This is a genomic window from Streptomyces incanus, from assembly GCF_042656345.1.
Classification (GTDB): Bacteria; Actinomycetota; Actinomycetes; order Streptomycetales; family Streptomycetaceae; genus Streptomyces; species Streptomyces incanus.
Genome location: NZ_JBHSPC010000073.1, coordinates 38,924 through 51,252, shown reverse-complemented (window position 1 = coordinate 51,252; position 12,329 = coordinate 38,924). Strand labels below are relative to the sequence as shown.

The following is a 12,329-nucleotide window of genomic DNA, read 5'->3' as shown; positions in this document are numbered from 1 at the left end:
TTTGTGATGTGCGAACGCATGTGCCGGGACATGCGACGGCCGCGCCGACGACGGGAGTTGGCGGATCTGTGTTTCACTTGTCTCTCTGTGGGCATGTCGACAAAACGCTGAAGTGACCTCACTGACTGCGGCATACCAGGTGTACCCAGGTTGCAGGTGGTGCGACGATGGATGTTATGGGGGACAGGACAACTCTGTTCGAGACAGGGCGTATTGAGCAGCCCTCCCCTCGGGAGGAACCTCGCGACGAGACCGCGGAAGCCGCCGACGAGGCGGCCGAGGAGCTGCGCCGGCGGCTCGCTGCCGAGGCCGGCGACGTCGAGGCGATGAGCGTCCTCGGTGCCATGCTGCTGCGCCGTGGTGACCTCGCCGGAGCCGAACCCCATCTGCGTGCCGCCACCGCCGCGGGCGACCGTGCCGCCGCCAACAACCTGGGCGTCCTCCTGTTCCAGCGCGGCTACCCGGAGGAGGCCGCGGGATGGTGGCGCATCGCCGCTGTCGCCGGTTCGGCCCCGGCGGCGCACGCGCTCGGCCGACACCACCGCGAGCGCGGCGACGAACCCGCCGCCGAGTACTGGCTGCGCCAGTCCGCCGAGCAGGACCACGCCCTGGGCGCCTACGCACTCGCCGACCTGCTGGAACACCGCGGGGACGCGGCCGGTGCCGAGCGCTGGATGCGGGCGGCCGCCGAACGGGGGCACCGGGAAGCGGCCTACCGGCTGGCGAGGGCGCTGGACCGGAAGGCCGCACGGGAGACCGGCGGCACCGGCCTCCCGTTCCTGGAGGAGGCCGAGCAGTGGTACCGGCAGGCCGCCGCGCGGGGGCACCGCAGGGCCGCGCTGCACCTCGGCGCGATCCTGGAGAAGCGCGGTGAGCTCAAGGAGGCCGGCCGCTGGTACCTGATGTCCGCCAAGGACGGGGAGGCGCGGGCCGCCTGCGCGCTCGGGTTCCTGCTGCGCGACGCCGGCGACACCGAGAACGCCGCCGTGTGGTGGCTGCGCGCCGCCCAGGACGGCGACGGCAACGCCGCCAACGCGCTGGGCGCCCTGCACGCCGAGCGTGGCGAGACCCAGACCGCCGAACGCTGGTACCGGGCCGCGATGGACGCGGGCGACGTCAATGGTGCGTACAACCTCGGGCTGCTCTGCGCCGAACAGGGCCGGACCGTACCGGCCGAGCAGTGGTACCGCCGCGCCGCCTACGCCGGTCACCGCGAGGCGGCCAACGCGCTGGCGATCCTGCTGTTGACGTCCGGCGACGAGAAGGGCGCGGAGCCCTGGTTCTCCAAGGCCGCGGAGGCGGGCAGCGTGGACGCCGCCTTCAACCTCGGCATCCTGCACGCGGGCCGAAAGGAGGAGGCGGCCGCGCTGCGCTGGTACGAGCGGGCGGCGGGCGCCGGGCACACGGAGGCCGCGCTCCAGGTCGGCATGGCCCGGCTGCGCGACGGGGACGGGGGCGAGGCGGAGCGGTTCCTGCGGTGCGCGGCGGGCGGCGGCAGCGCCGAGGCCGCCTACCGCCTGGCGGCCGTGCTGGACGCCCGTCGCCCGCCGGAGCCGGCGCACGAGCTGGGCGAGCCGTTGAACCGGCGCAGCGAGTGCGAGGAGTGGTACGAGCGCGCCGCCCTGCAGGGCCACCGGCGCGCACAGGTGCGGGTCGGCATGCTCGCCGCGGCCCGCGGCGACGTGGTCGAGGCGGCCCGCTGGTACCGCGAGGCGGCCGAGGCCGGCTCCCGCAACGGCGCGTTCAACCTGGGCCTGCTGCTGGCCCGGGAGGGCAGTGAGCCCGAGGCGGCTGTGTGGTGGGCCCGCGCGGCCGACGCCGGGCACGGGCGTGCCGCCCTGCGGCTCGCCCTGGTCTACGCGCGCCGGGGCGAACTCGCCGAGGGCCAGTGCTGGGCCGACCGCGCGGCCGCCCTGGGCCCGGCGGCGGTGACGGAGCGAGCGATCCGCCTGCGCGACGCCCTCCGCGAGGAACTCTCCGCGTGACCGCGCCCGGCCGCGGGCGCGGGGCGGCCGCGACGCCGCACCTCCGCGGCGTACGGCCGCTCCGAAAGGGATTTGCTTCCGTCCGCATCCTTGACGTAACGTTGCATTCATCGCCGCGGGGTGGAGCAGCTCGGTAGCTCGCTGGGCTCATAACCCAGAGGTCGCAGGTTCAAATCCTGTCCCCGCTACTGAAGACCGAGGGCCGGAATCCGAAAGGGTTCCGGCCCTCGGTGCATGCACGTACCGACGGGTCCACACATCCGGACAGCGCGCGACGAAGCCCCGGCACCAATGGTGCCGGGGCTTCGTCGCGCGCGTGCGAAGGGGTGCGGATGCCGCCGGATCTGCCGTCGTTACGCCTTCGCGCAGTTCGGGCAGACGCCGCGGTACGTCATCTCGACGCCCGAGACCGTGAAGCCGAAGCGCTCCGTGTCGGGGAGGTCGGCCAGCGGGTTGCCGACGGGATGCACGTCACGGATGGCGCCGCACTGCCCGCACACCAGGTGGTGATGCGGCCGGTGGGCGTTCGGGTCATAGCGCTTGGCCCGCTTGTCCGTGGAGACTTCCAACACCTCGCCGATCGTGACCAGCTCGCCCAGCGTGTTGTAGACGGTCGCCCGGGAGATCTCGGGCAGCTTGGTGACGGCTCGGGCATGCACCTCGTCGGCCGTCAGATGGACGTGATCGCCGTCGAGGACCTCGGCCACCACACGACGCTGTGCGGTCATCCGCCAGCCACGTCCGCGCAGTCGTTCCAAAAGGTCGCTCATGGACACCAGCCTAACAGCTAGGAGGAACAGGTTCTGAATGAGTGTGACTTTGGAGTCTTGCTTGACTTAGACACTGTCCATTATGGGATCGGGGCTGGCTTTAGCCAAGAGGCGCAGTTGGGTGGAGCGACGCAGGAGGCGCACGTGGCGCAGGGACCGCTCACCAGGGAGGCCGGGGCTCCGGTATCCGGCCATCAGGACAGTGAGAGCGCCGGCGTCGGCGGCCCGGTGCTCGTTCAGGACCAGCTGCTTCTGGAGAAGCCGGCCCACTTCAGCCGTGAGCGCATTCCGGAGCGCGTGGTGTACGCCCGCGGCGCCGGCGCCTGCGGAACCTTCACGGTCACCGCCGACGTGACGAAGTGCACCAGCAGGCCCTGGTGCGGCTGTCACGCTGGTGTGTGCTGGGCGGCCTGTCGTCGTACGGGAGCCCAGCAGCGGATGATGTCACGCACCGAGACGATGCCGACGGGCTCGCCCCGCTCCAGGACGATCAGATGGCGGAAGCCGCCGTGGGTCATGGCGTGGGCGGCGTCCTCGAGCGTCCAGGACGGGGCGGCGAAGACGACGTCGGTGGTGGTGTGGGCGTGGGCGTGCTCGGAGTCCGGGTCCTGTCCCAGGCCGAGGGAGTTGAGGACGTCCCGCTCGGTGAGAATGCCGATGCCGGTGCCGTCGGGGTCGAGGACCACGGCCGCTCCGACGCGGCGGGTGGACATCAGGGCGGCGGCCTGACGGAGGGTGTGGGCGGGGCCGATGGTGAGGACCACCGTGGTCATGGCGTCGCGGACGAGCATGGGATGGAGCCACCTCCTACCGGAAACCGTGCCGTCGGATGCCGGAGCGGTCCACTGGTTCACGGTTTCACAAGTTCACAAGTGGGTTCATTCTCAGAGTCGCAGGCAAAGCCCGGGCCAACAAGAGGGCGCGTGTGGCGGATCGAGGGCGCGCGAGCCTCGCGCACGGACCCCGTACGCCCGGGCGCACGGACCCCGTACGCCCCGGGACGCCGGCAGCGCTGTCGTCGGTGACGCCGTGAACGCCGGTGACACCGTGAACGCCGGCCGCGCTAGTAACGCTGGTTGAGGTAGCCCAGCAGTTCGTCGTGCAGCAGGCCGTTCGAGGCGGCCGCGTTGCCGCTGTGCGGTCCGGGGCGGCCGTCGAGTCCGGTGAAACTGCCGCCGGCCTCGGTGACGACGATCGCGGTGGCGGCCATGTCCCAGAGCGACAGCTCCGGCTCGGCGCACATGTCGACCGACCCCTCGGCGACCATCATGTACGGCCAGAAGTCGCCGTACGCGCGCGTACGCCACACCTCGCGGGTGAGATCCAGGAAGCCGTCCAGACGCCCCTGCTCCTCCCAGCCGCTGAGCGAGGAGTACGCGAACGAGGCGTCGGCGAGCTTGGAGACCCGGGAGACCTGGAGCCGGGAGGCCGAGGACAGGCTGCGGCCGCTGTAGGCGCCGTGGCCCTTCGCCGCCCACCAGCGGCGGCCGAGCGCGGGAGCCGAGACGAGACCGACGACGGGCTGGAAGCCCCCCTCGCCGGCCTCCATCAGGGAGATCAGCGTGGCCCAGACAGGAACGCCGCGCACGTAGTTCTTGGTGCCGTCGATCGGGTCGATCACCCAGCGCCGCGGCCCCGTGCCCGCCACCCCGTACTCCTCGCCGAGCACCGCGTCCCTCGGGCGGGCGCGCTGGAGGTGGCCGCGGACGACGTCCTCCGCGCCCTTGTCCGCCTCGGTCACCGGCGTCATGTCGGGTTTGGTCTCCACCTTGAGGTCGAGGGCCTTGAACCGGTCCATCGTCGCGGCGTCGGCGGCGTCCGCGAGGACGTGGGCGAGACGCAGGTCGTCAAGGTAGTCGGGCATGCAACGAACCGTATCTGTCGAGGTGGGGCCAGGGCCACAGGGGGCTTTTGGCCCGCGCGCGGGCTGAAAGCCCGCACACCCCGCGGGCACCGGGACTCCGCACCCCACGCGAACCCTTGACAGTGCCCGACGGCGCGTCAAATCTGAAGCGCGGAGCCGCTCGCCCGCCCCGAGGGAGGCGATGATGCCTACAGCGCGGGAATCCCTGCTGGACGCCGCTTGCACGGCACTCGCGCGCCGCCCGTGGTCCGCGGTACGGATGGTGGACGTGGCCGCGGCGGCCGGAGTGTCCCGGCAGACGCTCTACAACGAGTTCGGCAACAAGGAGGGACTCGCCAGGGCCCTGATCCGCAGGGAAACCGACGACTACCTCGCCGGCGTCGACCGCGCCCTCACGGTCCACAACGACCCCCGCGACCGGCTCACGGCGGCGGCCGAGTGGACCGCCGCCGCGGCCCGCCAGAACACCCTTGTCCGGGCCATGCTCACAGGCTGCTGGAGCGAACGCCTGCCCTCCCCGGCCCTGTCACCGGTCCGGTCCGGCTCCGCCGTCCCCGCCCAGCGCCGCGCCGACGGCCCGCTGCCCTCGCCCGGTGACCTCGTCGCGCTCGTCCGCGACCGCGCGGTGGCCGTCCTGACCGGCCCCAGCGTGTCCGGGGCGGCCGACACCGCGGAGCTGGCCCATGCCTGTGAACTGGTGGTACGCCTCGCCCTGTCCTGCATCGCCGCGCCGCCGGCCGAGGGCGGTGTCGCCGACCTGGTCCGCGGTGCCCTGCACCGTCAGCCGGTGCCGTAGCGCTCTCCCGCCCCCCCCCGCGCTCACCGGCGGGCAGCGCTCACTGCGTCGATCCCGACAGTTGCAGCCCGATCACACCGACGATCACCAAGGTGATCGACACGATCTTCAGTGTCGACACCAGGTCACCCAGGAACACCATCCCGTAGATCGCCGTGCCCGCGGCCCCGATCCCCGTCCACACGGCGTACGCGGGCCCGACGTCCAGCTTCCTCAGGGCCAGAGTGAGCAGGCCGAAGCTGCCCAGCGCGAACACGCAGAAGGCGACCGTCGGCCAGAGCCGCGTGAAGCCGTGGGACAGCTTCAGGCACACGGCGAAACCGGTCTCGAGCAACCCGGCCACCACGACCAGCAGCCACGCCATGTGTCGTCCTCCCGTTGTCCCCACGCACCGTGCCCGCTTTTACGTACGGCGACCGCTTCGCCGGGTTCGACGGCTTCGGATCCGGCTCGGTGCGATTATGCACTTGCCGCCCGCGGGCCATGACAAACACGCGAGGGCCGACGATCCCGCGCCGTGGCCCGAGGAGGGCCGGCTGCTCCCGGCTGCTCCGGGTCAGTCGCCTTCCGTGCGCTCCCGGGTCGCCAGCAGCCGCCGCAGCGAGTACAGCCGCGCCGGGTCCGCGTGTCCCTCGGCGGCCCAGGCGTCCAGCGCGCAGTCCGGTTCGTCGTGACTGCACGCGCGGGGGCAGCCCTCCGTACCCGGCTCGAGGTCGGGGAAGGCACGGATGACCCGCGACGGATCGACATGGGCGAGGCCGAACGACCGCACTCCGGGGGTGTCGACCACCCACCCCTCGGCGCCCGACAGCGGCAGCGCCAGCGCGGACGTCGTCGTATGACGCCCCCGCCCCGTCACCGCGTTGACATGCCCGGTCGACCGCCGCCGCCCCTGGGGCACCAGCGCGTTCACCAGGGTCGTCTTGCCCACCCCGGAGTGCCCCACGAACGCCGTGATCCGGCCCGCCAGCTGCTGGCGAACACGGTCGGCCGCCGTGCCGTTCTCCAGTTCCTCACAGCTGGTGACGATGTACGGGATGCCCAGGTCGCCGTACGACTCCAGCAGCTTGTCGGGCGGCGCGAGGTCCGACTTCGTCAGGACGAGCAGCGGGGTCAGCCCGCCGTCGTAGGCCGCGACCAGACAGCGGTCGATCAGGCGCGGCCGGGGCTCGGGGTCGGCGAGGGCGGTGACGACGGCCAACTGGTCGGCGTTGGCGACGACGACCCGCTCGTAGGGGTCGTCGTCGTCCGCGGTACGGCGCAGGACCGACGTCCGCTTCTCGATGCGGACGATCCGCGCGAGGGTGTCCTTCTGGCCGGACAGGTCGCCGACGATCGCGACCCGGTCGCCGACCACCGCCGCCTTGCGGCCCAGCTCGCGGGCCTTCATGGCGAGCACGGTCCGGTCCTCGACGAGGCAGGTCAGCCTGCCCCGGTCGACGGTGAGGACCATGCCCTCGGCGGCGTCCTCGTGCTTGGGCCGGATGTGGGTGCGCGGCCGGTTGCCCTTGCGGTTCGGGCGGGAGCGGATGTCGTCCTCGTCGGTGTGCTTGCCGTAGCGGCGCATCGTCTTGGTCCTAGACCCCGAGCATCCCGGCCCACAGCTCGGGGAAGTCCGGGAGCGTCTTCGCCGTGGTCGCCACGTTCTCGATCCGCACGCCCTCCACCCCGAGGCCGATGATCGCGCCCGCGGTGGCCATGCGGTGGTCCTCGTAGGTGTGGAAGAGGCCGCCGTGCAGCCGGCGCGGGCGGATGTGCAGACCGTCGGCGGTCTCGGTGACGTCGCCGCCGAGCTCGTTGATCTCCTTGGTGAGCGCGGCCAGGCGGTCCGTCTCGTGCAGCCGGAGGTGAGCCACACCGCGCAGCGTGGACGGCGAGTCCGCGAGCGCCGCGACGGCCGCGATGCCCGGCGTCAGCTCACCGACCTCGCCGAGGTCCACGTCGATGCCGTGGACCGATCCGGAGCCGGTGAACACCAGACCCTGCTCGGTCAGCTCGCAGGAACCGCCCATCTCGGTGAAGATCTCCCGCAGCCGGTCGCCGGGCTGGGTGGTACGGGCCGGCCAGTCCGGGACGACGACCCGGCCGCCGGTCACCAGCGCCGCCGCCAGGAAGGGCTGGGCGTTGGACAGGTCCGGCTCGATGGTGAGGTCCCGTCCGAGCAGGGCCCCCGGAGTGATCCGCCAGACGTTGGGCTCGCCGCCCGACTCCGGGCTGTCCACCTGGGCGCCCACCGCGCGGAGCATGTCGACGGTCATCCGGATGTGCGGCAGGGAAGGGAGCGTCGCGCCGGTGTGCCGGACCTCGACGCCCTGGTTGAAACGCGGCGCGGACAGCAGCAGCGCGCTGACGAACTGCGACGACGAGGACGCGTCCACCGACACGGTGCCGCCCTCCAGGGCACCGCCGCCGTGCACGGTCAGCGGCAGTGCGCCCCGGTCGTCGTCGTCGATCCGGGCACCGAGGTGACGCAGCGCGTCGATGACGCCGTTCAGCGGGCGCTCGTACGACCGCGGGTCGCCGTCGAAACGGACGGGACCGTCGGCCAGGGCGGCGACCGGGGGAAGGAACCGCATCACCGTACCGGCGTTTCCGACATCGACGGTGGCCGGGCCGCGCAGACCGGTGGGCAGCACCCGCCAGGCCTCACCGGTGCCGTCGGGGCCCACGCCCTCCTCGATCTCGATACCCATGGCCCGCAGCGCGCCGGCCATCAGCAGCGTGTCGCGCGAGCGGAGCGGGCGGCGCAGCCAGCCGGGCTCGGAGGCGAGGGCGGCGAGCACGAGGGCACGGTTGGTGACCGACTTCGACCCCGGCACATGGACCGTCGCGTCGACGGCTCCGCTCGCGTGCGGGGCGGGCCAGAGGACGGTGTGCGCGGGATCAGCGGTCATGCGCACCACTTTAGTGGTGGCCTGGGCCGCCGGGCGTGCCAGGGACCGCCGGACCGGTCGGCCGCCGGGCCGTTGTCCCCTGGCCGAGCCACTCCACCGGGTGCCCTCGGCGGAGTACGGGCCGGGGGCCCGCGCGTGTGTGCCCCTGCCGGCACGTCGACAGCCACCGTCCCCGGGTCACCCCTGCGGCGTCACAGCCCCAGCAGCCAGCTCCCTCCGCCGATCAGCGAGCACAGCGACACCGCGTGGAACAGGAAGAACCACAGCCCCGCCGGTACGTGCGTCAGCCGGGACAGCTGGTCCGCGTCCGAGTCGCCCGCGCCCCCGCGCGCCCGCTTGGCCTGGAGCTCGAACGCCGGACGCACCCCGCCGAGCAGCAGGAACCACACCACGGCGTACGCGAACGCCGCTTGGACCTGCGGGCCGGCCAGCCAGGACACGAGGACGAACGTGCCGCCGGTGAGCAGCACCGTCAGCGCCCCGTACGCGTTGCGGATCATCACCAGCATCGTCACGAGCAGCACCGTGGCCAGCCACAGCAACAGCGTGATGTGCCCGGTGCCCAGCAGCGCCGCGCCGCCGAGGCCCAGCAGCGGGGGAGCGGTGTAGCCGGCCGCGGCGGTGAGGATCATGCCGATACCGGTCGGCTTGCCCCGGCTGACGGTCAGGCCACTGGTGTCCGAGTGGAGGCGTATCCCCGTGAGGGTGCGGCCGGTGAGCAGCGCCACGAGCCCGTGGCCGCCCTCGTGGGCGATGGTGACGGCGTTGCGTGAGAGCCTCCACAGCCCGTGCGGCGCGACGACGACGAGCGCGGCGGCCAGTGTGGCGATCACCACCCACAGGTCCGGGTCGGGCTGGGTGCCCGTGACCTCGTCCCAGAGGGAGGCGAGCGAGGCGGATGCGGTGCTGTCCATGTTCGGCGGGGGCTCCTCGTGGTCGCGAACCGAGGGGGCGGCGCGAAGCGCCTCGGTGAAGGGGCGGTGGCCGGGAGACGGGTGGCCTGGCAGTGTTGCACGTATGTGCGGACGGTATGCAGCGAGTCGCAGCCCCGAGGATCTCGCAGAGGTCTTCGGGATCGAGAGGGGGGTCCCCCCTGCTCGAGCGGAGTCGAGAGCTTGCGAGAGGGAGCCGGAGGAGGCCCTGGAGCCCGATTACAACGTGGCGCCCACCAAAGAGGTCTTCGCCGTACTCGACCGTGCCTTGAAGGACGCGGACGACCCGCGGCCGGTTCGGCAGCTGCGGAAGCTGAAGTGGGGCCTGGTGCCGTCCTGGGCCAGGACACCCGAGGGCGGGGCCCGGATGATCAACGCCCGCGCGGAGACCGTCCACGAGAAGCCGTCCTACCGTCGCGCCTTCGCCACCCGGCGCTGCATCCTGCCCGCCGACGGCTACTACGAGTGGGTCACCGGCACGCAGGAGCGGGACCTGGAGGTCGAGGGCAAGCGGAAGCGCCCCCGCAAACAGCCGTACTTCGTGACACCGGCCGACGGCTCGGTGTTCGCGATGGCGGGTCTCTACGAGTTCTGGCGGGACCGGACCCTGCCGGACGACCATCCGCGCGCCTGGTGGGTGACGTGTTCCGTCATCACCACCGAGGCGGAGACCACACCGCTCGCGATGGCGCCGGCGGACGGCCCGAAGGCCCTGGCCGACATCCACCCGCGGATGCCGCTGATGCTCACACCGGACCGCTGGGACGCCTGGCTCGACCCCGCCCGCACGGACACCGAGGACCTGCGCGGGCTGCTCGCACCGCCGCCCCCCGGCCTGATGCGTGCCTTCCCGGTCTCCACGGCGGTCAGCAACGTCCGCAACAACGGCCCGGATCTGCTGAAGGAACTGGAAGCGCCGGAAGAGAGCACACTCTTCTGACGTGACGCATGTGAAGAACACTCCCGCTGCCGCCGACACGGCAAAACGGTCGGCCGAGACCGTGGAGACCGTGGAGACGGACGCCGGCCTCGCCCGCATCACCTGGCACCCCGCCCGGCACCCCGCGCGCCTCGTCCTCGCGCTGAGTCACGGCGCCGGTGGAGGCATCGAGGCGCGGGACCTGAAGGCCCTGGCTGCCGTGCTGCCCGCGCACGGCGTGACCGTGGCGCTGGTGGAGCAACCCTGGCGGGTGGCCGGCAAGAAGGTGGCCCCCGCGCCGAAGACCCTGGACATCGGCTGGCGCGGCCTCTGGCCCGCGCTGACGAAGCCGGGCCTTCCGGTGATCTCCGGCGGGCGCAGCGCCGGAGCCCGTGTCGCCTGCCGGACCGCCGGTGAACTGGGCGCCCATGCCGTGCTGGCCCTCGGCTTCCCCCTGCACCCGCCGGGCAGGCCCGAGAAGTCCCGCGCCGACGAGCTGCTCGGGGCCGGGGTGCCCACCCTCGTCGTACAGGGCGGCAACGACCCCTTCGGCAGGCCCGGCGAGTTCCCCGAGTACAGGAGGGGCCGCGCGATGGGGATCCCCCCAGGTGTTCAGCTCCGGGGGAGCGTCGGTGCGAGGGCGGTGGTGGGAGACGGGTGGGCGTACGAACTGGTGGAGGTGGCGCACGGCGATCACGGCCTCGCCGTTCCCAAGCGGGCGGACATCACGCAGGAGGAGGCCCTGACGGTCGTCACGGACGCTGTCGTGCGGTGGGTCGGCTCCCTGATGCCGTAGGGGGTCGCCTCTCTCCCCTGGCGGCGGCCGCCCGGCCCGCCCGGGTAAAGCTTCGGGAATGTCCGGACGCCCCCCGCTGTTGACCCCGACGTGTCCGCCGGTCTCCGGCACAGCCGTCGTAGTCGTAGGAAAGGAAGTCCGCCGCATGGGTTCGACCTTCTGCCCGAGCCGCAAGGGCCGCGCCGACCTGGACTGGACGGTGCTGCAGGTGGCCAGGGCCGTCCCTCTTCGGGCGGCGGACGGACCGGATCGTCGTCTATCCTCCGATTCGAGTGAGACCGTTCCCGGTCTCGCGAAAACGGAGGAGGTGGGTCCGGTTCCCGGTACCGGCGCAGGGACCGATCACGGCCAGGCGGAGCAGCCCGAGGGCCAGGGCGACAAGCGGGCGGAATCGGCCGCCGAGCGCAGCGCGCGCTTTGAGCGGGACGCGCTCGAGTTCCTCGACCAGATGTACTCGGCCGCCCTGCGCATGACGCGCAACCCGGCGGACGCGGAGGACCTGGTCCAGGAGACGTACGCCAAGGCGTACGCGTCCTTCCACCAGTTCCGCGAGGGCACCAACCTCAAGGCGTGGCTTTACCGGATCCTCACCAACACCTTCATCAACTCGTACCGCAAGAAGCAGCGGGAACCGCAGCGCAGCGGGGCCGAGGAGATCGAGGACTGGCAGATCGCGCGTGCCGCGTCGCACATGTCGACCGGTCTGCGTTCCGCGGAGTCGCAGGCGCTGGACCACCTCCCCGACTCGGACGTCAAGGAAGCGCTCCAGGCGATCCCCGAGGAGTTCCGCATCGCCGTGTATCTCGCGGATGTCGAGGGCTTTGCCTACAAGGAGATCGCCGACATCATGGGCACACCCATCGGTACCGTGATGTCCCGGCTGCACCGTGGCCGTCGTCAGCTGCGCGGCATGCTCGAGGACTACGCGCGCGAGCGCGGACTGGTTCCGGCGGGCGCCGGAGAGTCGAACGAAGCGAAAGGCTCGAGGTCATGAGCTGCGGAGAGCCGCATGAGACGGATTGCAGCGAGATCCTCGATCATCTCTACGAGTTCCTCGACCGCGAGATGCCGGATTCCGACTGCGTGAAGTTCGAGCACCACTTCGAGGAATGCTCACCCTGCCTCGAGAAGTACGGGCTCGAGCAGGCGGTGAAGAAGCTGGTCAAGCGGTGCTGCGGGCAGGACGACGTACCGGGTGACCTGCGTGCGAAGGTCATGGGCCGGATCGACGTGGTCCGCTCGGGTCAGGCCGTTCCCGACCAGGACGTCACTGCCTCCGAGACGGCCGCACAGCCCCAGGCCGCTCCGGCGCCGCAGGAGTCCTGAGCCTCTGACCCCAGCTGTTCGAACATTCTGCGAACAACTGCCCAGGA

Annotated in this window: 13 protein-coding genes, 1 tRNA gene and 1 pseudogene; 8 read left to right on the top strand and 7 right to left on the bottom strand. The window is 72.0% G+C overall.

The window, feature by feature from the left end; translation table 11 throughout:
- Window positions 1–167: 167 nt before the first annotated feature.
- Window positions 168–1,985, top strand: coding sequence for a tetratricopeptide repeat protein (locus ACFP2V_RS22380; RefSeq protein WP_381215270.1), 1,818 nt, complete (start codon window positions 168–170; stop codon window positions 1,983–1,985).
- Window positions 1,986–2,099: 114 nt separating this feature from the next.
- Window positions 2,100–2,173 (top strand) — tRNA-Met (locus tag ACFP2V_RS22375).
- A 165-nt stretch (window positions 2,174–2,338) separates the two neighbouring features.
- Here the strand turns inward: ACFP2V_RS22375 and ACFP2V_RS22370 are convergent.
- Window positions 2,339–2,755, bottom strand: a complete 417-nt coding sequence (locus ACFP2V_RS22370) for a Fur family transcriptional regulator (protein ID WP_381215267.1) — start codon at window positions 2,753–2,755, stop codon at window positions 2,339–2,341.
- A 117-nt stretch (window positions 2,756–2,872) separates the two neighbouring features.
- Here ACFP2V_RS22370 and ACFP2V_RS22365 point away from each other — a divergent pair.
- Window positions 2,873–3,121, top strand: a pseudogene (locus ACFP2V_RS22365) (catalase); the annotation flags it as partial.
- A 20-nt stretch (window positions 3,122–3,141) separates the two neighbouring features.
- On the opposite strand, the gene ACFP2V_RS22360 reads toward ACFP2V_RS22365, so the two are convergent.
- Both ACFP2V_RS22360 and hisN read right to left on the bottom strand, forming a co-directional pair.
- Complete coding sequence (locus ACFP2V_RS22360) at window positions 3,142–3,546, bottom strand: CBS domain-containing protein (protein ID WP_381215264.1); 405 nt, start codon at window positions 3,544–3,546, stop codon at window positions 3,142–3,144.
- Window positions 3,547–3,818: 272 nt separating this feature from the next.
- On the bottom strand, window positions 3,819–4,619 hold the full coding sequence (gene hisN, locus ACFP2V_RS22355; protein WP_381215261.1) for a histidinol-phosphatase: 801 nt from the start codon (window positions 4,617–4,619) through the stop codon (window positions 3,819–3,821).
- Between the two features lie 181 nt (window positions 4,620–4,800).
- On the opposite strand from hisN, the gene ACFP2V_RS22350 reads away from it, so the two are divergent.
- Window positions 4,801–5,415 (top strand): TetR/AcrR family transcriptional regulator, encoded by a 615-nt coding sequence (locus ACFP2V_RS22350; RefSeq protein WP_381215258.1) that lies wholly within the window; start codon window positions 4,801–4,803, stop codon window positions 5,413–5,415.
- Window positions 5,416–5,455: 40 nt separating this feature from the next.
- Here the strand turns inward: ACFP2V_RS22350 and ACFP2V_RS22345 are convergent, their stop codons facing one another.
- The 4 genes from ACFP2V_RS22345 to ACFP2V_RS22330 all read right to left on the bottom strand — a co-directional run bounded on the left by ACFP2V_RS22345 (window position 5,456) and on the right by ACFP2V_RS22330 (window position 9,223).
- Window positions 5,456–5,779: a DMT family transporter gene (locus ACFP2V_RS22345; RefSeq protein WP_381215256.1), complete on the bottom strand. Its 324-nt coding sequence runs from the start codon at window positions 5,777–5,779 to the stop codon at window positions 5,456–5,458.
- 192 nt (window positions 5,780–5,971) lie between these two features.
- Window positions 5,972–6,982 (bottom strand): ribosome small subunit-dependent GTPase A, encoded by a 1,011-nt coding sequence (gene rsgA, locus ACFP2V_RS22340; protein ID WP_381215253.1) that lies wholly within the window; start codon window positions 6,980–6,982, stop codon window positions 5,972–5,974.
- Between the two features lie 10 nt (window positions 6,983–6,992).
- Window positions 6,993–8,309, bottom strand: coding sequence for a 3-phosphoshikimate 1-carboxyvinyltransferase (aroA, locus tag ACFP2V_RS22335; RefSeq protein ID WP_381215250.1), 1,317 nt, complete (start codon window positions 8,307–8,309; stop codon window positions 6,993–6,995).
- Window positions 8,310–8,500: 191 nt separating this feature from the next.
- Window positions 8,501–9,223 (bottom strand): M50 family metallopeptidase, encoded by a 723-nt coding sequence (locus ACFP2V_RS22330; RefSeq protein ID WP_381215247.1) that lies wholly within the window; start codon window positions 9,221–9,223, stop codon window positions 8,501–8,503.
- A gap of 103 nt (window positions 9,224–9,326) precedes the next feature.
- On the opposite strand from ACFP2V_RS22330, the gene ACFP2V_RS22325 reads away from it, so the two are divergent.
- The 4 genes from ACFP2V_RS22325 to rsrA all read left to right on the top strand — a co-directional run bounded on the left by ACFP2V_RS22325 (window position 9,327) and on the right by rsrA (window position 12,282).
- The gene (locus ACFP2V_RS22325) at window positions 9,327–10,181 is read left to right on the top strand and encodes an SOS response-associated peptidase (protein WP_381215244.1); all 855 of its coding nucleotides are present in this window, start codon (window positions 9,327–9,329) and stop codon (window positions 10,179–10,181) included.
- A gap of 10 nt (window positions 10,182–10,191) precedes the next feature.
- Window positions 10,192–10,956, top strand: coding sequence for an alpha/beta hydrolase family protein (locus ACFP2V_RS22320; RefSeq protein WP_381215540.1), 765 nt, complete (start codon window positions 10,192–10,194; stop codon window positions 10,954–10,956).
- A gap of 307 nt (window positions 10,957–11,263) precedes the next feature.
- Entirely contained in the window at window positions 11,264–11,950 is a 687-nt protein-coding gene (locus ACFP2V_RS22315) for a sigma-70 family RNA polymerase sigma factor (RefSeq protein WP_381215537.1), read from the top strand.
- Window positions 11,947–12,282, top strand: coding sequence for a mycothiol system anti-sigma-R factor (rsrA, locus tag ACFP2V_RS22310; RefSeq protein WP_381215241.1), 336 nt, complete (start codon window positions 11,947–11,949; stop codon window positions 12,280–12,282). Before ACFP2V_RS22315 ends, rsrA begins: the two co-directional genes overlap by 4 nt.
- Window positions 12,283–12,329: the final 47 nt, after the last annotated feature.